The organism is Paenibacillus sp. 1781tsa1 (assembly GCF_024159265.1).
Classification (GTDB): domain Bacteria; phylum Bacillota; class Bacilli; order Paenibacillales; family Paenibacillaceae; genus Paenibacillus.
The window spans coordinates 4,738,910-4,765,283 of the sequence record NZ_JAMYWY010000001.1 but is presented as its reverse complement, the minus strand read 5'-3'; the positions used below and the strand labels follow the sequence as shown (position 1 = coordinate 4,765,283).

Genomic DNA, 26,374 nt, shown 5'->3' with positions numbered 1-26,374 from the left:
TTGCGATAACGTCTGCAGATTAATGCATCCTGGTGGATGCAAAAACGGTGCAAAGGAGCGCCTGACATGTTAGAACATCTAAGAAGTTTACCTGCCAGCTTGAATTCACGAAGTTCGGGCGATTCCGCATCTGTTGCCGCTCCTCGATCTCATGAAGAGCATGTGTTGTGGATGCAAAAAATGGATATCACACCTTTTGATTTTTCATATTTGGGCAGCTTGCTAGAGCAGGCATACAGTGACTGGAACTCCAAAGTAGACTCAGGCCTGGACAGGAGATCAACCTTTTACAGCGTATGGAACACGGAAGGCGATTGTGTAGGGTACGATCGTGATCATGAGGCTGATCCAGGGTTGAATGCACGCAGGCTTGTATTGGAATGTTTGGATAAGAGACAGGCCCTGTCTCTCAGAGGGACTAGCGACCGTGGAGAATATCTCCTGATAACACACCCCTTATTCTCCAGAACGAACAAGGATATGTTTGCCGTATTCACTGCTGTGATCTATGAATCCAATCGATATGAAACGTCTGAAGCTGTGGTTCGATCTGAGGCATTGCATTACCGCACCTGCTTTTACCGAAGATTTGAATACATATTTATGACGGACCTGTTACATGCTCATGAACAAACTGCGCGTGAGGAACACCGGAGGTCTATTCTCTTTCAGATTGTTCAGCGAATGCATGACAAAATGGATGTCGACGCCATATTGGATGAGGTATTTGACAGTATGGACTATTTGTACCCGGCCACGTATATCAAACTGTATATGTCTCAGGATCAGAGCAACTTTAATCCGCGGATTCAACCACTGCTTGTCCACGAACGAGGAGACGATATATGTGTGCGTTCGTTTATGGAAGGCAAGCTGATCGTTGCTCGTTCAGATGAGGGCGAGAATCGCATCGTAGAGGTAGGTCTTCCTTTGAAAGGAAAACAAGGCATATACGGTGTATTCCATATCGAAATGAATGAAGAGATCATGGAAGAATCGGATCTGCAGTTGATTACGATGATGGTAGATACCGCAGGCACGGCCTTTGAGAACGCCAAATTGCATGAACAATCCAATATGTTGATTCAAGAACTTCGTCTAATCAATGATCTTACACAGCGCTTGAACAAGAGCCTGCATCTTTCGGAGATTTATCAATTATCCGAGCAAGAGTTAAAGGAAATATTTCAGGCTGAAACGTGTTGCATTCTTCAACTCAATGATAGTACGAATGACTTTGAAGTCATGTCATCTAACGTGAAAGATGTCTTTCACCAATCATTCTCTGTAGACTACGGTATCGCAGGCTTGGTGTATCGAACAGAGGAACCGCTTATTATATCCAATTATGCGCAATATGATAAAGTATCCTCTTTTTTCATGGAAGATACGGGATCCGTGTCACTGATTGCATCACCGATCAGAGTAAATGGTGAAGTGAAGGGTGCCATTTTGCTGGGACATAGTAGAGAGCATTATTTTTCATATGATAACTATCGGCTCTTGCAGATGTTATCCATTCATATCGGGCTTGCCCTGTCGAATGCCACGCTGCATGCCGAGGTTCGGCGCTTGGCTAATCTGGATATGTTGACAGGTCTTTACGTGAGGCATTATCTGGATAGTGTTATTCACGAGCGACAGGCTCATGAATTCTGTGGCTCCCTCATTGTGGTGGATATTGATCAGTTCAAACAGGTGAATGATACATTCGGACACCAGACGGGGGATCAAGTATTAAAACAAGTGAGTGAGATCGTCACCAGCTCTGTTCGCCCGGAGGATGTCTGTGCCAGATGGGGTGGAGAAGAACTGGCGATCTATATGCCACAGGTGAGTGTGAGGCAGGCGTTGGATTATGCGGAAGTGATTCGAAAGAGGGTTGCAGAAGAGACCAGACCACTCGTCACGGTATCCAGTGGCATCGCAGAGTGGAATTGGATGGATGAGAAGGTTAGTGTAGAGTCCTTGTTTTATCGGGCTGATATGGCTTTGTACAGCGCGAAGAATGGTGGTCGGAACAGAATAGTTGTAGAGGAACAGGATATAACGCGTTAAGAGAGAACAATTCCAATTGCGGAGTCGTTCTCTTTTTTTATGTATTAGAGATCAAGTTGTGTTATAGAAGGAAGTATAAGCGTATACGTGCGGGGCAATCTATGGAGAAAGTTCATGGAAGGGTGAAGATAGACATGCTTAACCGCCATTCGCTACGTATATTATGGTTATTTGTGAGCATCTTGATTATTGGTGTCCCGGGTTGTGGATTTATCCAGCGAGATCGAACGCCTGAAGAGGTTTTTTCCCTGGCTTTATCGGGGATAGCGGGAAAAGAAACATTGAGTTTTGAAGGAGAGGCAGGACTTCGACGGGAGAACAGTGGATTGTTCGAGAATCAGTTCAAATTCGAAGGAAAGCTGGAGAATCATGACCGTCTGACCCTTCAGACCCGATTACCTGGAGAAGTAACTGCTGTGGGCACAGGCATTCATACGACTGCCGTAAATAATAACGGACAGCCCAGTGGGTTTAGCGCCTCTTTTGAGCGGAAACAAGGGCAATGGATGGCATTGACAGCGCAGCATGAGCCGCTACGTGGTTCTCTTTCCCGCTTTAATCCAATTGCCCAAATGGAAAATATTGATAAGATGAACAAAACCATTCAATCCGAGTATGGGGCCGGTCGTCGAACCAGAACATTACGAATTGAACTTGCACCGGAAGATGCCAAAACATGGGCTGTAGCCCAGCTAAACGACGAAATGAACGCCATTCGGGCAGAATATATGCATAAGGCAGCTACGGTGAAAGGGGCGCGTAAAGAGAAGCTTGAGAAGGAGCTGGACAAAGTTTGGAAACAGGGTGAAATAACGATGCAACAGATGATGGAACAAGCTAACGTACAGACGGTATATCATCTCACCGTAGATCGGAAGAGCAGTCTGCCTCTTCGTTTATCCTCAGAAAGTCAGGTGAGTTACACGGACAACAACCGTAAAAGTAACAAAGAAGCCCTTGTCACCGATGTAAACTTCAAGTCATATCAATAAACGAAGTGAGGGACTGCCTGCTGACGGGATGACTGTTCGCGTGCTACAATAGTATCGTAATTTACCGTTGTTCAATTCAAGCATGGCAGAAGACAGGAGGATTTTACCAAGATGAAAGACCCAAGAATTCAAAAGCTTGCAGCAAGCCTGGTGGGCTATTCTGTAGATGTGCAGCCTGGTGAAAATGTATTGGTTGAAATGATTGGATCAGAACGTGATCTGATTAACGCCATTATTGAAGAGGTAGGCAAAAAAGGTGGTAACGTCTTTGTACAGTTGACCGATAAGACCGTACAGCGTGCTATGCTGAAAAATGCGACCGAAGAAATGATGAAAACATGGGCAGAGATTGATCTGAACCGTATGAAGCAGATGGATTGTTATATCGGTATTCGTGCGGGAGAAAATGTGAATGATCTGTCCGATGTGCCGGAAGAAAAAATGAAAATGTACAATTCGTTGTACTCCCACCCGGTACATAGTGAACAACGTGTCAAACATACGAAATGGGTTGTGCTTCGTTACCCTAACGCAAGTATGGCGCAACTTGCCAATACGAGTACAGAAGCGTTTGAAGATTTCTACTTCGACGTATGTAACCTGGATTACGCCAAAATGGACAAAGCGCAGGACTCGCTCGCTAACCTGATGAAGCGGACGGACAAAGTTCGTATCACCGGACCGGAAACAGATCTGAGCTTCTCCATTAAAGATATCGGTGCAGAGAAATGTTCCGGGCAAAAGAATATTCCGGATGGCGAAGTGTACAGCGCCCCTGTGCGTGATTCCGTGAACGGAACGATTAGTTATAACACACCAACGCTGTATAACGGAGTGACATTTGAAAATATCAAGTTCACATTCGAGAATGGAAAAATCATTGAAGCGACAAGCAACGATACAGAGCGTTTGAATGAAATCCTGAATTCGGATGAGGGTGCTCGTCATATCGGTGAATTCGCGATTGGATTCAACCCGCATATTCTGCATCCGATGAAAGATATTCTGTTCGATGAAAAAATCGCAGGCAGCTTGCACTTTACACCAGGTCAGGCTTACGAAGAAACAGACAATGGCAACCGCTCGTCCATCCACTGGGATCTGGTGTTGATCCAGCGTCCGGATTATGGCGGCGGGGAGATTTATTTTGACGATGTGCTGATTCGTAAAGACGGTATTTTTGTGATTCCTGAGCTGGAATGCCTGAATCCGGACCGTTTGAAATAGGAACAGGATTTTGCTGTTGCTAGGAAAGCGGATTCACGGTATCATGTAGTGGTAATTAATAGATGATATCAATCGTAAAAAGACGGAGGGATTCCTATGTCGAGTAATAACGCGGCTGTAGTGGAAATTGCTCAAACAGCAGGCAAGTTTACTTCTTCAATCGTGCTTCATTCGGAGAACAAGTATATCGATGTGAAAAGTATTCTCGGATTGTTTACAACGCTGATCAGCACGCACAGCTATGAACTGCATGTTCATGGTCCAGATGCAGTTGAAGCAAAAGCAGCCATGTCAGAAGTATTTGCCAAGCATGGACTGAATGTAAGCATCGCATCTGAGTAATAGCTCTCAAGAAGCACCTTTGCCTTTTTTGGCAGGGGTGTTTTTTGGCATGGAATGATCTGAATACTCATCTGGACGGGGCTGGAACAGGAGGATTAAGCTTCAACAGAAGGCTTAACTTTGCGGTCTTATTTTGGTCAGGTTCTTGTATTAGCTCTTCATTTCGTCTAATATTAGAGGTAGAACGTCTTTACGCGATTTTTGGGACATAGGGGGGAAAAATGCATGACTTCATCTGATCTGCAGGACCAGCTGAATTTGAAAGCGATCAGTCTTCTTCAAGAAGATGCAGATAAAATACAGAAGCTTATTGAAGTACAGATGGAGAATCTGGCTACCCGCTACTGCCCTCTCTATGAGGAAGTATTGGATACACAGATGTATGGGTTCTCCAAGGAAGTTGATTTTGCTGTTCGTGCAGGGCTCCTTCCAGAAGGTGCAGGTAAGCAGCTGGTTAGCGCGCTTGAGCGGAATTTGGCAATTCTATATGAAGCCTTGAACAAGAAGAATGAGCAATAGCCTGCAAATGCGCGGGTCAGAATAGAAGGCATGCAGGCGTTTATGCATGCTTTTTTTGTGCGTCCGAACGGAATGGGGATGCAAGCCAGCCGGAAGGCGTATACAAGCAAAGAGACAGCTCCAAATGTACATTGGGCTGCCTCTTGTGGCTGGTTTATTTTAATGATGGATGCGGGAGGCCTGGTTACACCAGGAAGAAGGATACACCGAGTATGATATACACCACGAGCAGGAGTAAACCTTCATACCAATTCGTTGAACCATCTTGGGTTATGGACTTGGCAATAAATACGGATACGCCGATGGCGACCAGTTCAATGGTTGTAAATACGATATCCATGGTTCTGCCTGTGAAATAGCTGACAAAAATCAGTACAGGAGCTACGAAAAGTGCGATCTGCAAGCTGCTGCCGACCGCAATCTCGACGGCGGCTCCAATTTTATTTTTCATGGCAAGCATGATGGCTGCACTGTGTTCGGCCGCATTACCGATGATGGCCACCAGGAATGCACCGACAAACAGTTCGCTAAGTCCAAATTCCGAAGTGAAGACTTCGAGCGTGCCCACCAGCCATTCACTGACGAAGGCAACCATGACCGTTGCAAGCACCAGGTAAAGTATAGATTTTTTCTTGGACCATGCCGGAGCATGTTCATGAGGCAGCTCTTCATCGCGATCCTCAGTGACGTCTGCAAGGTAGTTCTTATGCGTCACCATGGAGAATAATAACCAGGCAATATATGCTAGAATGAGCAATCCGGCTACGATGAGACTAAGTGTATTGGTGTCTTTCTGTGTAATGGAATGTGTATTGAGAAAGACTGCCGGAATAAACAGAGCAATGATGGCAACAATCATCAGGGATCCATTCAGACCTGCGAGAGAAACATTATAATTCTGAATTTTGAACTTGAGTCCCCCGGCAAAAATACTTAATCCAAGCACTAACAGCAGATTTCCGATGATGGATCCTGTCAGACTTGCTTTGACCATGTCGAACAGTCCCTCTTTAACGAGGAAAATGGCAATAATCAATTCGGCGGCATTGCCGAAGGTTGCATTCAAGAATCCACCCAGCCGCTGTCCGGCATAGTGGGCAACATTTTCGGTGGCTTTGCCTAAAAAACCGGCCACAAAAATAACCGAAATGGCTGATATCACGAACTGTAGAATCGAATCCCATTTCAAGAAGTGGGCGATGGCACTGAGTGCAAAGAACGCAATCAGCAAAATGGATGAAATCCGGTTTCTCACAACAAACACCTCGGTTATAAATTATTTTGTTTTGAATTGCATTGTAAATCGCTTATGAGATTATTTTCATATTTCAATATAACCAAATGGTGGTAGGTTGTAAACGCATCTTTTTGAGTTTAATTTGCTTTTTGGGGTGGAAAGGATTTAAAATACGAGTAACGAAGTGAAGGAGGATGTGGCATGGCAGAACAACTTCAACTGGAGAGCGGAAACATCCGGATTGCCGATGACGTGGTTGCGAAAATTGCCGGAATGGCTGCAATGGAAACGCCCGGAATTGCCGCAATGTCTGGAGGTTTGTCAGAGGGCTGGGCGAAGCGACTCAGCGGTAAAAACGTACAGAAAGGCGTGAGCGTTGAGGTCGGCCAGCTGGAAGCAGCCATTGACCTGCGCATCATCGTCCTGTACGAAACCCCGATTCATGAAGTTTCCCGTATGCTTCAGCAGAATGTAAGAGAAGCGGTAGAGACCATGACCGGATTACGCGTGGTTGAAGTCAATGTAAAGGTAGAAGGCGTATCTTTCAAAGGCGACGATCTGTAGACATCGCAATCCGCAATGGAGGACAGAGCTACATTGACCTGTTCTTCATCTTGATAGACAGTGTGTACCAAAAACAAACAAAAAAAGCTGCGCATCCAATCGGATGCACAGCTTTTTTTGTTTTTCTTTTTTTGAATGTTTATCTGTTCCGTTTCTGAAGGAATAGTCCCATTTATCGAATCCGACGAATGGATTCCCGTGAACGAAGAGCTGGAGAGGTACGCGTCTGAGTCTGTACAGTCACGGACTTGGTCTTCTCTTCCTTGATCACGTCGAGATTGTTGGTGCGCGAAATACTGAGCAGAATGCCCATGGCAACCATCATCACAAAGAGTGAGGTCCCCCCATAACTGATAAACGGAAGCGTAACCCCCGTCACCGGAATGGTCTGAGTTACACCACCGATGTTGATAAATGCCTGAATCGCGATCAGTCCCATGATGCCTATGCCGACCAATGTTCCGAATGGATCGGGACAGCGCAGAGAGACAATAATTCCTCGCCAGATGAAGTACAGGTAAACGAGCAGGAATAGTGTACTTCCGATGAATCCAAGTTCTTCACCAATCACGGAGAAAATAAAGTCATTATACGCATTAGGCAAATAGTGCAGCTTCATCGTACCTTGTCCAATCCCGGAACCTGTCATGCCGCCATCACCAATGGCAACAAGGGAACGGTAGAGGTTAAGACTTCCACCATTAATATCGGATAATGGATCCAGGAAAGCTTGGATACGTCCGATCTTGTAGTTCTGCTCCGCAGTGACTGCTGTTGTAGCGGTCGTCGTGTCGGAGGGAGACATGGAAGAAAATAGGGAATTCGCTCCGAACGCCAGGGCTCCACCGAGTACAACCAAGAGAATCGAACCTAAGATATGTTTCATACTGGCTCCACCGGCATAAATCAAGAGACCACAAGTGGACACCAGAATGAAGGTGGTACCAAAGTCTGGTTGCAGCATGATCAGTCCTGCGATGAATCCAACGATGAACAAGACGGGAAAATAACCTGTCTTGAAAACCCTGAATTTCTCACCTTTTTTGGTGATCAGAGCAGAGAGATAGAGAATGATAGCAATTTTTGCGAATTCCGCAGGCTGAAGACTGAAACCAAAAATGTAAATCCAGCTTCGTGCACCGTTCAATACTGCACCTGTGACCAACACAATCACCAGCATTACCGTAGTAAGCAGGAAAAAGGGTGCATAGAGCTTTTTGTACTTGTTAAAGCGGATATTCATGGCAAAAAACATGCCAAATAGACCGATAATCGCCCACATAAGTTGTTTTTTCGTGAAGTAAAGGGCATCATTGTTAAATCTTTCGCTTGCGATTGCAATGCTGGAACTGGAGCTGAATACCATCACCAGTCCGAAGCCCACCAACAATAAAGTGAGGATTAGCAGTTGAAAATCCGGCGTGCCTCTCTTCGTTTTCGTTTGGGCCGTTTGTTGTTTCATCGTTTGGCCCAGCCTATGCTTCCAGCAGTTCTTTAAGCTGCTGTAATTTTTGGGCTGCCAGCTTCACGACTGGTTGCGGAACGGAAGAGTCATAGTCCAGACCGTGAGGGAAGGTGGCTTTGCCGAGGTACACTGCTTCAACAGCAAGAACGGTATCCGGTTTTTCCAATTTGCCTTCCACTGCGCGGGTATTAATGCGTACAAAGTATTCTGATTTGGTTTGTTCATCTTCAATTTTGTAGTCGTATGTAGCACGGTAATATTCCCATTGCCACCGGACAAATCCGACTTTCTCGGCGCTCTCATCCAGGTATGCCAAGTCGCTCTTCAAGCCATCCAAGCCTGTATTCTCAAAAATCATAAGCGTTTGATCCTCCTCATAAGCTTCCGAGTATAATTCCTCGAGTATTTCTCTAGTTCATGATAGTATGTTTCCCCTTCCCGTGCAAGCTTTCCAAGGGCCTTTCGTATCGGTTTTCTTCCAATTCTGCTACAATATACAGCAATAGGTTTGAAGAGGAAGGTTCGGGCTTGATATAAGTCCCGTTCAAGATTGAAAGGGTGGAGAGACATGACTAATAATATATGGTGGGAAGATCTGCAGATCCACATGGTGGAATGGCGGCGTCACCTTCATCGCAATCCAGAGGTTTCCTTTCATGAGGAGAAGACATCCTCTTTTGTAGCGGATATGTTGGAGAGCTTTGGCGTTGAAGTGAGGCGTCATGTTGGTGGGCACGGGGTCATTGGTACAATCCGTGGGGATAAGCCGGGTCCTGTCGTTATGCTGCGAGCTGATATGGACGCACTGCCAATTCAGGATAAGAAGAATATCGAGTATGCTTCACAACAAGCAGGAGCGATGCATGCATGCGGCCATGATGGTCATATCTCCATCTTGCTCGGTACGGCATTGTATTTCAGCCGTCACAAGCAGGAGATCCGAGGCGAGATTCGCTTTTTGTTCCAGCCAGCAGAAGAACTGCTTCCGGGTGGAGCAGTCCAGGTCATTGCGGATGGTGCGCTTGAAGGCGTGGATGTTATATACGGAATTCATCTGTGGACCCCGCTGCCTGTAGGTGTTGTTGCCAGTAAAGCAGGGCCAATGATGGCTGCGGCGGACGATTTTTACATTGAGATCAAAGGTAAAGGCGGACATGGCGGGATGCCGCAATCCACGATAGATAGTCTAATCGCGGGTTCTGCGCTTGTGATGCAGCTTCAGACCGTTGTCAGTCGTTCGGTGGATCCATTACAACCGGCGGTGCTGACCATTGGCACAATGCAGGCGGGATCGGCTCAGAATGTAATTGCAGAGCAATGTAAAATGAGCGGTACAGTTAGAACGTTTGATGAAGAGACCCGAAACGGGATGAAAGAGCGTGTGCTTACCATGGTAGATCAGACAGGAGCAGCCTATGGGGCAGAGACGCAAGTGAAATATATTATGGGATATCCGCCTGTGGTGAACGATGAACAGGAGACAGCACGTTTCTTCAGGGAAGCTACAGAATTATTTGGGGCAGAACGAGTGCAAGCCTCCCCGATGCTGATGCCAGCGGAAGATTTTGCATATTATCTGCAGAAGGTTCCAGGGTGCTTTATGTTTGTTGGAGCAGGCAACCCGGATAAAAATGCGATCTATCCGCATCATCATCCGATGTTTGATTTTGATGAAGACGCGATGCAGACGGCCGTGAGATTATTTATCGCCATGGCTAAGGGTTACACAGCCGAATGACTTTAGATGCAGTTGGGCATCCTGTTCATACCGAGGTATGGGCAGGATGTTTTTTTATGGATTTTTTAGAGGTTGTTCAAAAAGTCCACTTTTCGGTACTGAAAACTAGACTTTTTGAACTCGCAATTATACATGTTCATTTTCGGAAGCAGCCGGAACTGGACTTTTTTTGTGATAGGAGGAAGATCAAATGGAAGAAACAGAACATATGGGTAGAACGGATGCTTGTATTGTTCAGCGAGATTTTACAGTTTTGCTGGAAGTTGGCCACCCTGGATTCGAAAGGACAAGAGAGCAGCTTGGGATGTATTCAGAACTGGTCAAGACACCGGCAGCATTTCATACCTACCGAATCACTCCGCTGTCGCTCTGGAATGCAGCTGCGATAGGGTGGGATTCAGATCAGGTCATCGCAAGTCTGGAGCGGGTATCGCGCTGGAACGTACCTGCTGCACTGATACAGGATGTTCGAAGAATCATGGGTCAGTATGGCAAATTAAAGCTGCATTCCGAAGCAGATCACACCAGAATGCGCCTTTACAGTGAGGATGAGCGGTTGCTGGATGAATTAAGTGGATTGAAAACGATAGCTGCCTTTCGTATGGAACGCAAGGACGCGCATCAACTTATGCTCCCAGGAGAACAGCGAGGGTTATTAAAAAGGGAATTAACACGATTGGGTTACCCCGTACTTGATTACGTGGGATATCGGGAGGGAACCAAGCTTTCATTTGAATGGCGAACCAATGATCCAGGAACTCACTCTGAGCGATTTGCGCTTCGTTCTTACCAGAGAGAGGCCGTGGATGCATTCGAAGGCAGTGAGGGCATGGGAGGAAGTGGTTTACTCGTACTTCCTTGCGGGGCAGGCAAAACGGTCATTGGCATGGCCGTGCTGGAGCGGCTTCAATGTGAATGCCTTATTTTGACGTCCAATACAACGTCTGTGCGACAGTGGATTCAGGAAATTCAAGACAAAACCACGATTACCAGCGAACAGATTGGTGAGTATTCAGGTCAGAAAAAACAGGTGAAACCTGTGACTGTAGCTACATATCAGATTCTTACACACCGGAAATCAAAAGATGCTGATTTTACCCATATCAAACTGCTCAGTGAGCGGCAATGGGGGCTGATCATATATGATGAAGTACATTTGCTTCCAGCGCCGGTGTTTCGTGCAACTGCGGATATTCAAGCTACGCGAAGGCTGGGATTAACAGCCACGTTGGTTCGAGAGGATGGCTGTGAACAGGATGTATTTTCGCTAATTGGTCCGAAGCTCTATGACATGCCGTGGAAACAACTGGAGCAACAAGGGTGGATTGCTGATGTACAATGCCAAGAGATACGTATCCCATTCTCCCCGGAATTAAGATCGAATTATCTGCAAGCCGAGGTTAAGCATCAATTTCGATTGGCTGCCGAGAATCCGGCAAAGGTACGTGTGGTTAAGCGTTTGCTGGAACGTCATCGGGATTTACCTGCGCTAGTGATTGGACAATATCTGGATCAATTAAAGTTGATTGCCCGGGAAATTGAAGCACCTCTGATCTCAGGAACCATGTCACAGCAGGAGCGAATCAAATGGTTTACCGCTTTTCGACGTGGAGAGATTAAAACGATTGTTGTATCCAAGGTTGCCAATTTTGCTGTAGATCTGCCCGATGCTGCTGTTGCGCTTGAAATATCCGGGAGTTTCGGTTCAAGGCAGGAAGAAGCACAGCGGTTGGGACGAATTCTGAGACCGAAAGCAGGGGAAAATAAAGCATATTTCTATGCGCTGGTATCAGAGGATAGCAAGGAACAGGATTTTGCATTAAACCGTCAGATGTTCTTGGTGGAACAGGGATATGAATATGCCATCGTTCATGAGAACGAATAGTTCATTTATACTCGCGAAAAGAGGAGGGAATGGGATATGTCTTCATCTGAACCAATAAATGAGCCTGTGGTACTGAACCTTGATTCATGGTCAAAGCTTACTTGGGTGGAACAAAAAGTGCTTGGTGCAATTTTTCACAAACATGCTGGTCAGCCTTTTTCCTCCCTTCTGCCGCGAGAGCAATGGGCCATCGAAGGACTAAGTGTCGCAGAAGCCAAATCTTCATTCACCAACCTTCGGCAGCAAAGATGGATTGAGTCTGTATATAAGAGTTGGGGGGAGCGATTATTCTATATTCCAGCTTCGCTGATGGAGACATTGACTATTGCTTATGCACAAAGAGTGGGTATAACCGTTAAACAGATGGCACAGCATGCTCATGTATTACAGGAAGGAAAGCCGGATATTGCTGCGGAACTGCTTCATCTGATTGCTTGGATCGGAAGAGAAGGACTTCCTTTGACAAGTAAGGGCACTATACATAAGAAAAGTGTTCAAAAATTAAGTGTGATCACGGTATTATCTTCGACAGACTTTGATGGTTTGGGTATCCGATATGAACATTCGGAGTTGTATCCGACCCACGTTGCCATTCTCCTTGATCTACTTCTCAGTCTGAATCTGGTTCAGAAGTCAGATGGCCGAATCCAGATTCAAGGTCATCAATTAAAAAAATGGTTGAAGCTATCGTGGACACAGATGCATCGGGAAATATATCAAGCGTGTATGGAAAGATACGGAGAAGTTGAACCCGCATTACAGCATTTCCGTTATCAATTGGCAGTGCTTGCTCCAGAAAAGAACATATGGTGCCGTATAGCGAATTCGGAGCTGAAATCACGTATTATGGGCTGGCTCTATGCCCTTGCTGGATGGGGTTATGGTGAAGTTGGAGAGGATCAGTCGGGATATCCGGCTTTCCGTTGGCTGATCGACCCGCAGAGCCTTTTATATCTAGAACGAGAGATGGTAAGTGAGACGGAACCGAGTGGATTTTACATGCAGCCTGATTTTGAAATGTTGGTGCCACCGGAAGCAAGGCCTGATGTGATCTGGATGCTGGAGCAATGCGCAGAACGGGTGACGCGTGATCGAATGTCCATCTACCGCATCACAAGAGAACGATTCGTTTCGGCCATAGCCAGAGGGTATGGATTACATGAAATGATGGAGTTTCTGGATCAATATGCCCTGACAAGCATACCGGAGAATGTACGTATTGCGTTGGAAGATTGGGGAAGGGAGACAGATGCTGCAACGTTGACTGGAGAACGGAAGATGGAGGTAACGAAGGCAAGTACAGGTTCCGAAGATGATCCGAAGTTATTAGAAAAAGATGTGTTGACCGGTGTATATTCTGCTTCTTTCTACACACCCGAGAATCAAGGTCTGGTTGATGTCCCTGCATTTCTGCATGGGTTGGAGCGTGATCATTCGGTGATTGAGAAGAAGTTCTCTCTGCTCAGATTTGAGGAGATACCGGAGACCTGGTACAAGGAGTGGCGTCGATATCATAGTTCAACCGCACGACAGATTGCTGCCAAAGCCATTGAGTGGCAGACAAAACTTGGGATACAGCAGGAAAATCGTACGCAATACCTCATTCCAGATCAGGTAGAGGGTCATGAACAATGGACTTTAAGCGGTTGGTGCATGCTGGATTCAAATGAACATACATCAGAGACGGAATGGCGTACATTCTCCCCGTCGGAGTGGGATACAATGCGTCTTATCCTGCCCGATGATGTCATAACGTGACTATTTTACGTGAGTATCAGGTTGAAAGGCGAATTTTCGAGCTCTCCCTATTTCTAATTGCAGGAAAAACTCTTCTTAACTATTCATGGATATGCTATGATGAGGTAGTCTACGTTAAGTAGAACTTTATATATAGATAGGATGAATATTTCATGAGCGTAGCGGAAATGAACACGGTCGATATGGCCCAAGTGTTAACGGGCGCATATGAACTGGGCGACATGATTAACCAATCTGCCGAAGTATCGGATTATTTATATTGGAAGCAGCAAGTCGAGACTTCCCCTGAGATTCAGATGGGGATTCGGAAGCTGAATGCCAAGAAGGAATTGTTTGAAGAAACACAGCGTTTCGGTCATTTTCACCCGGATTATCATGCAGCGAAAGACCAGGTGAAGGCTCTGGAACAGGAGTTGGAAAATTTCGAGGCGGTGGCCCGATTCAAACAGGCAGAGAAGTCCCTGGATGATATGTTATTCCAGATGTCAGAGACCATTGCATTCGCAGTGTCAACGACCATTAAGGTGCCGAGCAATGATCCGAATCCGAAGGGCGGCTGCGGTAGTGGCGGCAAGTGTGGTTGCAGTTAAGTAATCATTATAGAAAGGCGGGGAACGATGATGTTTGCGGAAAGGACAGGATTCATTATTTGGGTCAGTGATTTGAAGGCTGCCCGTAATCTCGAAAAATATGGCACCGTGCATTATATCTCCCGCCGTATGCATTATGTGGTCATGTATGTTAATGCAGAACGGGCAGAAGATACGATGAAAAATGTGAAGCGACTTTCCTATGTGCGCAAGATCGAACGCTCGTATCGTAATGAGATCAAAACCGAGTATGCCAGCAAAACCATGGACAAAACGAGCTTTTACGGAATATAGACGAGAAACTGGAGGGACCCCTTGGGGTCGCTCTTTTCTTAAATTATGCACAAATGGACTTTAGTGAAAAAAAGTTACACTTACGCCTTGAGGTTGCGGGACTAATGTTGTAATATATTTGGTAATAAATAGATAGAAAGTCCTATCTGGTGGAGAGTGATTCCCATGCGTGATAAGGTGATGCAACGTTGGAGCACCTACGAGCCGTTTTTCGTGGCTCTTGGAGACAAGAAAGTAGCCGACATCGTCATTACCCATCATGCCAAGATGCGGTATGCAGACCGTATTGAGCCTGCACGTAGTGATGATGACCATATTGCGGCGTGGTTATGGGAGTGTCTGAAGCAGGACCGTATAACACCATACTACCGTAATGAACAGGACGTCTACCTGATTGATGAGGATCTGGTGGTGGTCGCCGAATTTTCCGAGCTTGAAGGAGAATATGATATTGCGGGCAATCCGCTGCACAAAATGATTGTAGTTACGTTTCTGGGACGAATGTCGGAGACCATTGAATTAAGGGACCTGAAGTCATATTATTCATGGTTAAGACATTCAAGAAGAATGACACTGGTCAAAAATAGCCGTAAGCATAAGTAAGCCTGAGTAGATTCAATATGTTGAAATCATAGATTCAAGTATTATCGCATGCAGACAAGCTGCATGCTTTTTTTGTTGCCAAGCGGGAAATCGGCTACAATATAGAGAGTGTAATCGAAGAGGGGCGAAGATATGAATTTTCACCAGTTGCATATTTTTTATACGGTAGCAGAGAAGGGGAGTTTCTCGGCTGCTGCACAAGCATTACATATGACTCAACCGGCAGTGACGATGCAGATTCAATCATTGGAGGACTATTTTGGAACCAAGTTACTGCTTCGTTCCACCAAAAAAATAGAATTATCCGAAGCGGGCCGGACGTTATTACCTCATGCGAAACGGAGTGTAGAGCTGGTCAGACAGACGGATGAAGCGATGTCAGCGTTTACCCAGATGTTACAGGGCAGACTCCAGCTGGGAGCCAGTTTAACGATCGGGGAATATGTGCTTCCACGCATGCTCGGACCATTTGCACTTCAATATCCGGATATTTCAATCGTCATGAAAGTGATGAATACAACGCAAATTATGGATGATATATTAAAGCACCAGCTTAATTTTGGTCTGATTGAAGCGCCAGTGCACCACCCGGACATGATTGTAGAGCCTGTCATGCAGGATGAGCTGAAACTGATTGTACCTGCCGGGCATGATCTGGCCAAGCGCAGCAAAGTGAATATTGAGGATGTCATGAATTATCCCTTTGTGCTGCGTGAGAAGGGCTCAGGTACTCGTCAGGTGATGGAAGACCAATTGCAAAAGAAAAAGATTGATCCACAGGATATGAATGTTGTGATGGAACTAGGCAGCACAGGAGCGGTAAAATCGGCCGTTGAGGCAGGGGTAGGCATCACGATGTTATCTCCTTCTTCGGTGCAGCATGAACTGGCTCTGGGACTTGTTCATATTGTGGATATCCGAGGACTCGAATTCAAACGGCAATTCTATGCCATCCATCTAAAATCGTCCTTGTTGCCTCTGTCAGCAGTCGCTTTCCTGAACTATCTGCGTCAACAGGAGCAACCTGAGCCGGAACACAAGACGGGAAAGGCCTAAATCGTTGCGTAAATCAATGATAGATAAGATTTAATCACAATCCACTTTTGAAAGATAGGAGTTGCTGTGCGTGAATCAAAGCAAAGGACGCTGTGATCTGCATACCCATAGTCAGGCATCAGATGGAATGCAGCCACCTGCTGATAATGTGAAGCTTGCCAAACAAAAAGGGCTATCTGCGGTTGCTCTAACAGACCATGATACCGTAGCCGGTGTAGCGGAAGCACAGCAAGCGGGAAAAGAGTACGATATTGATGTTGTTGCCGGAGTGGAGATCAGCACTCGGGCTGGCGGGAAAGATATTCATGTGCTCGGGTATTATGTGAATACGGAGGATGAGCAATTCCTGCAACGGTTGCGCGGATTACGAGAAGCGCGAGATGAGCGGAATCATCTGATTATCGCGAAGCTTCAGGAACTCGGGCTTGATATCAGCTGGCAGGAAGTACTGGATGAGCTGGGACGGCCACTAGAGCCTGACGAGAGTATCGGCAGACCTCATATGGCTGATGTGCTGGTGAAGAAGGGATATGCTGTCGACATGCGGGATGCATTCGATCGATATCTTGCTGAAGGCAAGCCTGGCTTCGTGTCTGTACCCCGTGTTGCGCCGAAGGATGCGTGCGAGTGGATCAGAGCCGCAGGTGGAGCTGCCGTGATTGCCCATCCGGGCCTCTATAAAGATGATGAGTTGGTTCGGCGTATCATTGAGGACTCCCGTCCAGATGGACTCGAAGTGTTTCACTCGGACCATGAACCGGAAGATGAGCGCAGATACGCCGAGATGGCTAAGGGTTATGGGTTAATCGAGACTGGCGGATCAGATTATCATGGAGAACGGCAAGGTGTCGTTTTCCACGGGGATCTGGGTAGCAAAACCGTAACGGTTGATGTGTTGGAAAGGCTGAAGGCAGCTGCCTCACAGCAAGAGGGAGTATAAGTTAAACGTGGTAACGCTCCCTATGACTATAATGAATTCTGCCGTTAGTGGGGTACACTTTAGGGACGTTTGAGAATTAAGGACATGGATCATGCCAGGGATAAACCTGCATGTATTCATGTCCTTTTTTTATGTGTTAAAAAAGAGTCTATGTAATCGAATAGTTGACCCAAGCGCCGCGTGTAGCTCCAAGACGCTCGAATAATTGCTGTGCTCGTTCATTAGTCACGGCTGTGATCCAGGACATATAAGCACACCCATGTTCACGCGTATATTGCTGGCAGTGTGCAAATAATTTGGCTTCTGCTTCGCCTTCTCTGAATGCTTCCGTAACAAATAGGTCATTCATGATGGCGACACGCTCTGCTTTCATCGTGCTGTAAGTAAAGAACAGGGTGGAAAATCCGATAAGCTTCCCGTCCTGCTCTGCCACGAACTGAGCACCGATCTGCTGATTAAGCAAGTTGTTGATCAAAAGCTGGATGGATTGATCACCAGGCCAAGGGTTGTTGTAGAATCCCACCACATAGTCATGCATTAATGCCATCAGGGGTTTCAGATCATCAGGTTGAGTTTCTCTGATATGTATGGTCATGATACACTTCCTTAACTATAAATTTTATTCATCACAATCGAATTATTATACATATAAATGAATTAATATTCAATGAGGAAGCTAAATAAGCCGAGCTTCACATATCATTGAAACAAGTAATGCAACACAAAAATCCCCTGAACCGTTAATGGTCAGGGGATTCTGTCTTTGTTACTTTTACATCTATATAATTTGAACTAATCATTTACACGATAACGGAGAGGACAGAAAAAACCTGAAAAAGCGAAGCGTGCGCCTTTATCACCGGATTTTCCCTTGAGAAAAGGGAATCAAAAAATCTGGGGATAACAGCGATTGGAAGGTTGTTCTGTCATCGTAGTGTCAGTGTAAATAATCTTTAGTTCAACTTATATATACTATCCATTTTTAATCGTGGATGGTAGACTTTTGATCAACTCGTCATTTGGTGTGACAAACAAGGTCTTCTGATGATCATAGATGACAAAACCAGGCTTCGCACCACTTGGTTTGCGTACATGACGGATAAACGTATAATCGACAGGCACACTGCTGGACTCCTTGGCTTGGCTGAAGTAGGCAGCAAGCTGCGCTGCTTCTTCTAATGTAGCTTCACCAAAGTCCGTACTGCGAATAACGACATGTGAACCTGGAATGTCTTTGGTATGCAGCCAAGTGTCGTTGGAAGAAGCGAGACGGTTGGTTACGTACTCGTTCTGCAGGTTGTTTTTACCCACAAGAATGTCAATTCCCTCCGAGGAGGTAAACTGGTGTACGGTCGGACGATCGCTTTTCTTCTTCTTTTTACCCTTTTTATTGCGATCACGAAGGTATCCTTGCTGCACAAGCTCGTCCCGTATTTCCTCAATGTCGTTCATCGATGCAATGGATAGCTGCTGTAACAGGTTATCCAGATAGTCAATTTCGTCTTTCGTTTTGCCAAGCTGCTCATGAATGACAGCCAGACTGTTCTTGTATTTGTTATACCGCTTGAAATAACGTTGTGCATTGTCAGACGGTGTGAGCAGCGGATCAAGCTGAATGGTAATGTTGGCTTGGTCTTCGTCGTAGAAGTTCACAAGCTCCACGCTCTTGTCCCCTTTGTGGACCTGATGCAGGGAGGCAAACAGCAACTCACCCCATAGTCTGAACTTGTCCGCATCGTCTGCTTCCAGCAGATCCTTGTTCAGATTGTCCAGCTTTTTGATATTCTTGCTTCGCTCATTCTGCAGAAAACGGAGCAAATCACTTACTCTTTGTTTAACCGTGTCCCGTTCAGCCTTGTCTCCGTAATAATCTTCCATGCACTTGCTCATCGTGTCATACGTTTTCTCCAAGTCTTGAATGCTCTCAAGATGAACGGCAGAGAAAATCATTTTGCCTTTGGCGTTCATTCCGGTTACGGGCGTGTAGAGATGATCTCTGACAGGACCCATCACGGCTTCAAAAGCGCTCCAGAGTGCATCAACCTCAACTCGGCTCTCACGGCTCTCACCCTCAACCACAGCCGGAGTGCTCCCTGTGCCTTCAGCAGCAATCCCACGGGCAGCAATCTCTCCTGCAATTAACGGGCTAAGACCGCTAAAGGAGTTCACAAGCCAGCGTGATGCCTCTTCTTCAACGGCATGATAGCTGTCCTCGAATACTGTACGGCTCACTTCGAGCGGATTACTCTTATGTTGCTCAGGTGGGGCAGTATACGCGAATCCGGGCATGATTACCCGGTAGCTACTGATGGACGGAGTCACATGATGAATGCCATCCAGAATCGTTCCTGTAACGGGATCAAGCAAAATAATGTTACTGTGACGCCCCATTAATTCGATGATGATCCGTTTAACCGAAACATCCCCCAATTCGTCACGCTGGCGCACATCGATGTGGATGATACGTTCCATGCCAATCTGACGGATCTCCTCAATGATTGCACCTTCACAGTGCTTGCGGAGCAGCATGCAGAACATGGGTGCTTCCGTAGGATTAAGGAATGTCTTTTCCGTAAAATGCACACGGGGATATGTTGGGCTTGCCGAAACAAGCAATTTACTATTACCGCGCTGAGCACGCAGTGTGAGAACTACGTCATGACCATTCGGCTGATGGATTTTGCTAATACGTCCACCAATGCAGCCTTGCAGTTCATGAACAATGGCCCGTGTTACGATGCCGTCCAATGCCATTTTTCCACTTCCTCTCTCTATCGAGCACCTGCATTTATCATGCGCAATGCTTCATCTATATAACTGAAACGTGCAACCAGATATGTAAAAAAATAAGGACTGGATGCAGATTCTTCGTTGCTTGCCTGTTGAACACTGAACATGGTGCTGCGCAGAACATCGCAGACTTTTATTTTAGCCTATTCTGTCCATCAGGGAAAGGATTCACCTTCAGGGTGCTAATCACAGACCTGTCCGAATACATATAGAGCAGGTAGTTTGTCCGGCATAGTGTACAGCCTGTCGACCAGCGCGCCGGTGAGTCATGTGAGCTTATTTTGCAGATGAAATACAGACTGGGAGGGAAACTTGAAGCATGGAACATACCAAGTGGCATCAACTTAGTGATGAAGAGCTTCGTAACACTCTTGGCGTCAGCCCGCAGGAAGGATTGACGGATGAAGCTGTAGCAGAGAAGAGGAAAGTGGTCGGTTCGAATGAGCTGAGCGAGGGGAAACGTATATCTCCGATTACATTGCTCTTGAATCAGTTCAAGGATTTTATGGTGCTGGTGTTGATGGGAGCAACGTTGGTATCGGGATTACTGGGTGAGTATCTGGATGCGGTAACGATTGTGGCCATTATCGTACTGAATGCCATTCTGGGGTTTGTACAGGAATTCCGGGCTGAACGATCACTTCGTGCGTTAAAACAGTTGTCTGCACCTCTTGCCAAAGTGCTTCGTTCAGGTCAGGAAGTACACCTTGCAGCCAAACAACTTGTCCCCGGAGATATTGTCATGGTGGAGAGTGGGGACCGCATACCTGCTGATGTGCGCTGGCTGCAAACGAACAGTCTGGATGTGGAGGAGTCGGCCCTAACCGGGGAATCGGTTCCCGTAAGCAAACATTGCCTTCCGATTGCCGATGAGGACGTTCCACTTGGTGATCAGAAGAATATTGGTTTTATGGGCACCATGGTCACTCGTGGTACAGCCAAAGGTGTGGTTATCCGTACGGGGATGGAGACGGAGATGGGCAAAATCGCCGATCTGATCCAGAATACGGAGGAGCAGGAAACACCCTTACAGCACAGGCTGGAACAACTGGGCAAAATTCTTATTTTTGTCGCATTGGGATTAACCATTATGGTTGTCGTCGCCGGGATATTGCACGGACAACCAGCCGTTGGCATGTTCCTGGCTGGGGTCAGCCTCGCGGTGGCTGCCATACCGGAGGGTCTGCCGGCCATTGTAACCATTGCACTCGCACTAGGCGTGCAGCGTATGATCAAGCGTAAAGCCATTGTACGCAAACTGCCTTCTGTGGAAACCCTTGGCTGTGCATCCGTAATCTGTTCGGATAAGACAGGCACGCTCACCCAGAACAAGATGACGGTAACGGATGTATGGCTGGAGGGACGCAGCATCAAGGTTACCGGGGATGGTTATGCTCCTGAAGGGCAGATGCTGGAGAACGGCCGAATGGTGGAACTGAAGAGTGACCAGTCGCTACGCAGAATGCTTCAGATTAGTGCGCTTTGCAACAATGCGAGTATTGTGGAGACCATTGCAAACGAGTCGGGAAGCAAGAAAAAGGGCAAGGATAACAAAAAGGACGGCAAGAAAAATACAAAAAAAGATGATTTCCAAGAAGAAACGGTTAAGCGAGAAAATGTATTCTGGGAGTTGAAGGGAGATCCGACGGAGGGGGCGCTCGTCACACTGTCCTCCAAAATGGGGCTTACCCCTGCTGGCCTCAAAGAGCTGTATGCCCGGGAGCAGGAGTTCCCGTTTGATTCGGAGCGTAAGCGCATGTCGGTCCTGGTTCATCATCAGGGAGGCCGAATGATCTACACCAAAGGTGCGCCGGATGTTTTAATCGGACACTGCAGTTATATTTTGTGGGAAGGTAAAGTCGTACCTTTCACTGGAACGCTGCGGCAGAAAGTGATGGCAGCCAATGAAAGCATGGCCGGAGCAGCACTGCGTGTCCTCGGAATGGCCTATCGTGAAGTGCGGCCGGAAGAAAAAGTGGCTGACGAACACGCCGCCGAGAGTCAGCTTGTATTCGTAGGGCTTACAGGTATGATTGATCCGCCGCGTCGTGAAGTGCGAGATGCGATTGCCACATGCCGCAAGGCGGGGATACGAACTGTCATGATCACAGGTGATCATGGTACAACGGCAGAAGCCATTGCTCATCAACTCGGGATTCTTCCACGCGGTGGTGCTTCTCTAAGTGGTCAGCAGCTGGCAGGCATGACGGATGAGCAACTGGATAAACAGGTAGAGGGCATCTATGTATTCTCAAGAGTGTCTCCTGAACATAAGCTTCGCATCGTGAAATCATTGCAGCGCAAAGGACATGTCGTTGCCATGACGGGGGATGGAGTGAACGACGCTCCGGCTATTAAAGCGGCTGACATTGGGATCGCGATGGGCATTACAGGAACGGATGTCACGAAGGAAGCTTCGGCGCTTATCCTGAGTGATGATAACTTCTCGACGATTGTGGCTGCCATAGAAGAAGGTCGTAATATTTATGAGAACATTCGCAAGTTTATCCGTTATTTGCTGGCATCGAACGTGGGCGAAATTTTGACAATGTTCTTTGCGATGATGATGGGCTTGCCACTGCCACTCGTACCTATTCAGATTTTGTGGGTTAACCTGGTGACGGATGGTTTGCCTGCAATGGCGCTCGGGGTAGATCAGCCGGAAAAAGATCTGATGGAACACAAGCCTCGTGGTGCCAAGGAAAATATTTTTGCCCGCCGACTGGGTTGGAAAATTGTCAGCCGGGGTGTGTTGATTGGATTATGTACACTCGGAGCGTTCTGGCTTACCCTTCAGGCTGCACCGGATAATCCGGGTCAACTGATCAAGGCACAGTCTGTGGCTTTTGCTACACTCGTCTTGGCGCAGCTCATTCACGTCTTTGACTGCCGCAGTTCGCGGTCGATCTTCCACCGGAATCCATTGCAGAACAAATATTTGGTTCTTGCTGTAATTTCATCGGTTGTACTGATGCTGGTTGTGATGTACGTTGAACCGTTGCAGCCGATCTTCAAAACCGTACCGCTGGGCTTGCGTGAATGGGCGATCTGTATCGTTGCTGCAGGCATTCCAACGTTCCTTATGGGCGCGGGCAGCGTGTGGGGTGGTCGTCGTAACCGCCGCCGTATGGGTGGTTCTGGCCGCTTCGTACCGAAAAGTACAAAGTTTTCAGCATAAAATCAATACCTTTTCCTTACCTATTTCGTTATGCTATCCTCAAAATGATTCGAAGCGGCAGCTTTGGCATTTTGCAGGATAGCTTTTTTTGTGTAAATATTGAATATGAATTTCTATGGTAATCCTGTAGAAGAGCAAGAATATAGCTTTGGCAGCAGACTGCCAAAAGGAGTGGGCAAGATTATGGAATTTACGAAAATGCATGGACTTGGTAACGATTTTATCGTTGTATTTGGTGAAAAGGAGCTTCCGGCAGATGCTGCAGAATTGGCTGTGAAATGGTGCAACCGTTTCTTCGGCATCGGTGCGGACGGCCTGGTCTATATACTGCCTTCGGAAAAGGCGGACTTTCAGATGCGCATCATGAACTCGGATGGTTCGGAAGCAGAGCAGTGCGGTAATGCCATTCGCTGTGTATCCAAATATGTATACGATCATGGCCATGTTAACCAGGAGCAGATTACCATTGAAACGATTGGTGCAGGGGTACAACCTGTGAGTCTCAACATTCGTGATGGTAAAGTGGAAACGGTTCGTGTGGATATGGGTGAGCCGATCCTGAATGGTCTTCAAGTGCCTACAACGGTGGATGCCAATCCAGTGGTTGATCACTACATTGAAGCGAACGGACATGCGTTCAAATTCACTGCCGTATCCATGGGTAACCCGCATGCCGTTATCTATGTTGATGATGCTGTTAATTTTGATCTCACAACGTGGGGCCCACTTCTTGAAGTACATCCCATGTTCCCGAAAAAAATCAATGTGGAATTCGCAACAGTTCGTGACCGTGGATATGTGGACATGCGTGTATGGGAACGCGGAGCTGGCCCAACACTTGCTTGTGGAACCGGGGCTTGTGCAACACTGGTATCCTCTGTCCTGAATGGACATACAGATCGTACAGCAGTCATCAGCCTTAAGGGTGGGGATCTCCACATTGAGTGGAATGAAGCTGACAATCATGTGTACATGACTGGACCGGCTGAAGTTGTTTTTAAGGGAATTACGTCATAATATGAGAACGGTGTAACCCAAGAGGCCTGCGGGCCTCTTTTTTTGTTAAAGGACAGTGTGTGTGTCTCCTGTACAGAGACATATTGGGTGTTATGTGGAAAGAAAGTCCTTATGAGCTGGATATTCAACAAAAACCTGTGTTTTTCTTCGTTTTTTAGCGTTTTTTGTGTTACATTAGTATGAAAATGATCACAGCTAGGCGGGGGGAAAAGGGATGAAGGCGGATTTGCGCAAAGTTATGCAGGAACGAGTTCTCATTGGAGATGGGGCCATGGGAACGTATCTGTACCAAATGGGATTCCCGGTAGGGATTTCATATGAAGAGCTAAACTTGATTTCACCTGAAGTAGTGGCGGAAGTACATCGCCGTTATCGGGATGCAGGTACAGAGATATTTGAAACGAATACGTACTCTGCCAACTATGACAAGTTGTCCAAGTTCGGTTTGGAGTCCAAGGTGGAGGATGTGAACCGGACCGGCGTTCGTATTGCCAAAGAAGTGGCTGGAGCTAACGGTTATGTTCTTGGTGCAGTAGGCTCTATTCGCGGCGGCAAGCGAACAAACGTCTCCACAAGTGAACTGAAACGCTTTTATCAACAACAGATCTTTGCACTGCTTGATGAAGGCGTGGATGGTATTCTGCTTGAGACCTTCTATGATATCGAGGAAATGGATATTGCCCTTTTGCAAGCGCGCAAGCTAAGTGATCTACCCGTGATTGGACAGTTCGCGGTAGAGGATGTAGGACACACACTGGACGGATATACAATGCCAGAAGCATTCCGGATCATGCGGGAGCAGGGTGCGGACGTGATCGGTTTTAACTGTCGCTCAGGTCCAAACGGAATTATGCGTGCCATGGAAACCGTCTCCGGACGTATTGGTATTCCAATGTCTGTCTATCCGAATGCGGGTGCAGCAGATTATGTGGATGGTCAGTTCCGTTATGGTGCGACTCCAGAGTACTTTGGTCAGACGGCAGTGCAATTTGCGGAACTCGGTGCTCGTATTATCGGCGGTTGCTGTGGTACAACGCCTGATCATATTACCGCCATGAAAGAGGCGCTTGCAGATTACGTACCTTTGCCTATTTTGGAGCCTGATCCGTCAGAATCCAAACCGCGTATTGTGCTGCATGAACATGTGGATGAGCGCTCCGGACGTGGAGGACAGCCTACGATTGTTGATCTGGTCAAGCAGCGTCACACAGTTATTGTTGAACTTGACCCGCCGCGTGACTTGGACATTGCCAAGTTCATGAAAGGTGCGGAGATACTAAAAGCAGCAGGAGCAGACGCTCTGACACTGGCCGACAATTCATTAGCGGTTACACGAATGAGCAACATGGCGCTGGGTCACCTCGTTCAGGATCGCACGGGTCTCCGTCCATTGGTGCATATTGCCTGCCGTGACCGGAATCTGATTGGAACGCAGTCCCACATGATGGGGTTTGATGCCCTGGGGATTAATCATGTACTCGCTGTGACAGGTGATCCTGCAAGATTTGGCGATCTGCCTGGTTCAAGCTCGGTATACGATCTGACCTCTTTTGAAATCATACGCATGATCAAACAATTGAACGATGGGGTGGCCTTCTCGGGTAAACCGCTGAAGCAAAAAGCTGGCTTTGTCATCGGAGCGGCATTTAATCCCAATGTGAAATATTTGGATAAAGCTGTACAACGTCTGGAGAAAAAAATTGCCTCTGGTGCAGATTACATCATGACACAACCTGTCTATGACCCGGAGTTGATTGTGGCAATGCACGAAGCGACCAAACACCTGGATGTGCCTATTTTTGTAGGTGTAATGCCACTGGCAAGTGGACGGAATGCAGAATATCTGCACAACGAAGTTCCCGGAATTCAGCTTTCGGATGAAGTGCGTTCCCGTATGGCAGGTCTGGAAGGCGAAGAGGGCCGGGCGATGGGGGTAAAAATTGCCAAGGAACTGCTGGACGTAGCAACAGCACATTTCAAAGGCATCTATCTTATGACACCGTTTATGTTCTACGGCATGACGGCCGAACTGACTCAATACGTATGGGAGAAGTCGGAGCATCAATGTCCTACTTGTTTCAACCCTAATAATCAATTACAATAGTAAAACGGATGTGATGC

Annotated in this window: 22 protein-coding genes; 17 read left to right on the top strand and 5 right to left on the bottom strand. The window is 46.8% G+C overall.

All coding sequences use genetic code 11. The features are described 5' to 3' along the window. The first annotated feature begins 66 nt into the window (after positions 1-66). The 5 genes from NKT06_RS21470 to NKT06_RS21450 all read left to right on the top strand — a co-directional run bounded on the left by NKT06_RS21470 (position 67) and on the right by NKT06_RS21450 (position 5,138). Positions 67-2,058, top strand: a complete 1,992-nt coding sequence (locus NKT06_RS21470) for a sensor domain-containing diguanylate cyclase (protein WP_253439107.1) — start codon at positions 67-69, stop codon at positions 2,056-2,058. A 134-nt stretch (positions 2,059-2,192) separates the two neighbouring features. Then, entirely contained in the window at positions 2,193-3,050 is an 858-nt protein-coding gene (locus tag NKT06_RS21465; protein ID WP_253439104.1) for a hypothetical protein, read from the top strand. A gap of 111 nt (positions 3,051-3,161) precedes the next feature. Continuing rightward, a complete protein-coding gene (locus NKT06_RS21460) occupies positions 3,162-4,277 on the top strand; it encodes an aminopeptidase (protein WP_253439101.1) in 1,116 nt (371 codons plus the stop codon). A 96-nt stretch (positions 4,278-4,373) separates the two neighbouring features. Beyond that, positions 4,374-4,619, top strand: coding sequence for an HPr family phosphocarrier protein (locus NKT06_RS21455; protein WP_036614658.1), 246 nt, complete (start codon positions 4,374-4,376; stop codon positions 4,617-4,619). A 225-nt stretch (positions 4,620-4,844) separates the two neighbouring features. Then, positions 4,845-5,138 (top strand): Fpa/YlaN family protein, encoded by a 294-nt coding sequence (locus tag NKT06_RS21450; protein WP_017687426.1) that lies wholly within the window; start codon positions 4,845-4,847, stop codon positions 5,136-5,138. Between the two features lie 184 nt (positions 5,139-5,322). Here the strand turns inward: NKT06_RS21450 and cax are convergent, their stop codons facing one another. After that, complete coding sequence (gene cax, locus NKT06_RS21445; RefSeq protein ID WP_253439098.1) at positions 5,323-6,393, bottom strand: calcium/proton exchanger; 1,071 nt, start codon at positions 6,391-6,393, stop codon at positions 5,323-5,325. 183 nt (positions 6,394-6,576) lie between these two features. Between cax and NKT06_RS21440 the strand changes: the two genes are divergently transcribed. After that, the gene (locus NKT06_RS21440) at positions 6,577-6,939 is read left to right on the top strand and encodes an Asp23/Gls24 family envelope stress response protein (protein ID WP_017687428.1); all 363 of its coding nucleotides are present in this window, start codon (positions 6,577-6,579) and stop codon (positions 6,937-6,939) included. Positions 6,940-7,111: 172 nt separating this feature from the next. Here NKT06_RS21440 and ftsW read toward each other — a convergent pair whose 3' ends face one another. Both ftsW and NKT06_RS21430 read right to left on the bottom strand, forming a co-directional pair. Next, positions 7,112-8,401: a putative lipid II flippase FtsW gene (gene ftsW, locus NKT06_RS21435; RefSeq protein ID WP_253439095.1), complete on the bottom strand. Its 1,290-nt coding sequence runs from the start codon at positions 8,399-8,401 to the stop codon at positions 7,112-7,114. 13 nt (positions 8,402-8,414) lie between these two features. Further along, entirely contained in the window at positions 8,415-8,762 is a 348-nt protein-coding gene (locus NKT06_RS21430) for a YugN family protein (protein WP_105410384.1), read from the bottom strand. A 210-nt stretch (positions 8,763-8,972) separates the two neighbouring features. Between NKT06_RS21430 and NKT06_RS21425 the strand changes: the two genes are divergently transcribed. The 8 genes from NKT06_RS21425 (at position 8,973) to NKT06_RS21390 (ending at position 17,268) form a co-directional block, all read left to right on the top strand. Next, positions 8,973-10,142 (top strand): M20 family metallopeptidase, encoded by a 1,170-nt coding sequence (locus NKT06_RS21425; protein WP_253439092.1) that lies wholly within the window; start codon positions 8,973-8,975, stop codon positions 10,140-10,142. A 190-nt stretch (positions 10,143-10,332) separates the two neighbouring features. Next, positions 10,333-12,027, top strand: coding sequence for a DNA repair helicase XPB (locus tag NKT06_RS21420; RefSeq protein ID WP_253439089.1), 1,695 nt, complete (start codon positions 10,333-10,335; stop codon positions 12,025-12,027). A gap of 36 nt (positions 12,028-12,063) precedes the next feature. After that, positions 12,064-13,785, top strand: coding sequence for a helicase-associated domain-containing protein (locus NKT06_RS21415; RefSeq protein ID WP_253439087.1), 1,722 nt, complete (start codon positions 12,064-12,066; stop codon positions 13,783-13,785). A 152-nt stretch (positions 13,786-13,937) separates the two neighbouring features. Continuing rightward, positions 13,938-14,375 carry a YlbF/YmcA family competence regulator gene (locus NKT06_RS21410; RefSeq protein ID WP_253439084.1) on the top strand — a complete coding sequence of 146 codons (438 nt, stop codon included), beginning with the start codon at positions 13,938-13,940 and terminating at the stop codon, positions 14,373-14,375. 30 nt (positions 14,376-14,405) lie between these two features. Further along, positions 14,406-14,669, top strand: a complete 264-nt coding sequence (locus NKT06_RS21405) for a YlbG family protein (protein ID WP_095290540.1) — start codon at positions 14,406-14,408, stop codon at positions 14,667-14,669. 165 nt (positions 14,670-14,834) lie between these two features. After that, a complete protein-coding gene (locus NKT06_RS21400; RefSeq protein WP_017687436.1) occupies positions 14,835-15,272 on the top strand; it encodes a hypothetical protein in 438 nt (145 codons plus the stop codon). A gap of 132 nt (positions 15,273-15,404) precedes the next feature. Then, the gene (locus NKT06_RS21395) at positions 15,405-16,328 is read left to right on the top strand and encodes a selenium metabolism-associated LysR family transcriptional regulator (RefSeq protein WP_253439081.1); all 924 of its coding nucleotides are present in this window, start codon (positions 15,405-15,407) and stop codon (positions 16,326-16,328) included. A gap of 70 nt (positions 16,329-16,398) precedes the next feature. Continuing rightward, entirely contained in the window at positions 16,399-17,268 is an 870-nt protein-coding gene (locus tag NKT06_RS21390) for a PHP domain-containing protein (protein WP_367399871.1), read from the top strand. 148 nt (positions 17,269-17,416) lie between these two features. Here NKT06_RS21390 and NKT06_RS21385 read toward each other — a convergent pair whose 3' ends face one another. Both NKT06_RS21385 and NKT06_RS21380 read right to left on the bottom strand, forming a co-directional pair. Continuing rightward, positions 17,417-17,863 carry a GNAT family N-acetyltransferase gene (locus NKT06_RS21385; RefSeq protein ID WP_253439077.1) on the bottom strand — a complete coding sequence of 149 codons (447 nt, stop codon included), beginning with the start codon at positions 17,861-17,863 and terminating at the stop codon, positions 17,417-17,419. 377 nt (positions 17,864-18,240) lie between these two features. Beyond that, the gene (locus tag NKT06_RS21380) at positions 18,241-20,022 is read right to left on the bottom strand and encodes an Rqc2 family fibronectin-binding protein (protein WP_253439075.1); all 1,782 of its coding nucleotides are present in this window, start codon (positions 20,020-20,022) and stop codon (positions 18,241-18,243) included. A 355-nt stretch (positions 20,023-20,377) separates the two neighbouring features. Here NKT06_RS21380 and NKT06_RS21375 point away from each other — a divergent pair, with 355 nt between their 5' ends. The 3 genes from NKT06_RS21375 to NKT06_RS21365 all read left to right on the top strand — a co-directional run bounded on the left by NKT06_RS21375 (position 20,378) and on the right by NKT06_RS21365 (position 26,357). Then, on the top strand, positions 20,378-23,236 hold the full coding sequence (locus NKT06_RS21375; protein WP_253439072.1) for a cation-translocating P-type ATPase: 2,859 nt from the start codon (positions 20,378-20,380) through the stop codon (positions 23,234-23,236). Positions 23,237-23,419: 183 nt separating this feature from the next. After that, positions 23,420-24,253 carry a diaminopimelate epimerase gene (dapF, locus tag NKT06_RS21370; protein WP_036614947.1) on the top strand — a complete coding sequence of 278 codons (834 nt, stop codon included), beginning with the start codon at positions 23,420-23,422 and terminating at the stop codon, positions 24,251-24,253. 214 nt (positions 24,254-24,467) lie between these two features. After that, positions 24,468-26,357 (top strand): bifunctional homocysteine S-methyltransferase/methylenetetrahydrofolate reductase, encoded by a 1,890-nt coding sequence (locus tag NKT06_RS21365; RefSeq protein WP_253439069.1) that lies wholly within the window; start codon positions 24,468-24,470, stop codon positions 26,355-26,357. Positions 26,358-26,374 lie beyond the last annotated feature (17 nt).

Bases quoted from the DNA above. Each gene is read 5' to 3' on its own strand.
- NKT06_RS21465 (WP_253439104.1), top strand. From the start codon at position 2,193: ATGCTTAACCGCCATTCGCTACGTATATTATGGTTATTTGTGAGCATC.
- NKT06_RS21395 (WP_253439081.1), top strand. From the start codon at position 15,405: ATGAATTTTCACCAGTTGCATATTTTTTATACGGTAGCAGAGAAGGGG.
- NKT06_RS21440 (WP_017687428.1), top strand. From the start codon at position 6,577: ATGGCAGAACAACTTCAACTGGAGAGCGGAAACATCCGGATTGCCGAT.
- NKT06_RS21410 (WP_253439084.1), top strand. From the start codon at position 13,938: ATGAGCGTAGCGGAAATGAACACGGTCGATATGGCCCAAGTGTTAACG.
- NKT06_RS21470 (WP_253439107.1), top strand. From the start codon at position 67: ATGTTAGAACATCTAAGAAGTTTACCTGCCAGCTTGAATTCACGAAGT.
- NKT06_RS21400 (WP_017687436.1), top strand. From the start codon at position 14,835: ATGCGTGATAAGGTGATGCAACGTTGGAGCACCTACGAGCCGTTTTTC.
- NKT06_RS21455 (WP_036614658.1), top strand. From the start codon at position 4,374: ATGTCGAGTAATAACGCGGCTGTAGTGGAAATTGCTCAAACAGCAGGC.
- NKT06_RS21365 (WP_253439069.1), top strand. From the start codon at position 24,468: ATGAAGGCGGATTTGCGCAAAGTTATGCAGGAACGAGTTCTCATTGGA.
- NKT06_RS21405 (WP_095290540.1), top strand. From the start codon at position 14,406: ATGTTTGCGGAAAGGACAGGATTCATTATTTGGGTCAGTGATTTGAAG.
- NKT06_RS21450 (WP_017687426.1), top strand. From the start codon at position 4,845: ATGACTTCATCTGATCTGCAGGACCAGCTGAATTTGAAAGCGATCAGT.
- NKT06_RS21385 (WP_253439077.1), bottom strand. From the start codon at position 17,863: ATGACCATACATATCAGAGAAACTCAACCTGATGATCTGAAACCCCTG.
- ftsW (WP_253439095.1), bottom strand. From the start codon at position 8,401: ATGAAACAACAAACGGCCCAAACGAAAACGAAGAGAGGCACGCCGGAT.
- dapF (WP_036614947.1), top strand. From the start codon at position 23,420: ATGGAATTTACGAAAATGCATGGACTTGGTAACGATTTTATCGTTGTA.
- NKT06_RS21425 (WP_253439092.1), top strand. From the start codon at position 8,973: ATGACTAATAATATATGGTGGGAAGATCTGCAGATCCACATGGTGGAA.
- NKT06_RS21460 (WP_253439101.1), top strand. From the start codon at position 3,162: ATGAAAGACCCAAGAATTCAAAAGCTTGCAGCAAGCCTGGTGGGCTAT.
- NKT06_RS21375 (WP_253439072.1), top strand. From the start codon at position 20,378: ATGGAACATACCAAGTGGCATCAACTTAGTGATGAAGAGCTTCGTAAC.
- NKT06_RS21430 (WP_105410384.1), bottom strand. From the start codon at position 8,762: ATGATTTTTGAGAATACAGGCTTGGATGGCTTGAAGAGCGACTTGGCA.
- NKT06_RS21380 (WP_253439075.1), bottom strand. From the start codon at position 20,022: ATGGCATTGGACGGCATCGTAACACGGGCCATTGTTCATGAACTGCAA.
- NKT06_RS21420 (WP_253439089.1), top strand. From the start codon at position 10,333: ATGGAAGAAACAGAACATATGGGTAGAACGGATGCTTGTATTGTTCAG.
- NKT06_RS21415 (WP_253439087.1), top strand. From the start codon at position 12,064: ATGTCTTCATCTGAACCAATAAATGAGCCTGTGGTACTGAACCTTGAT.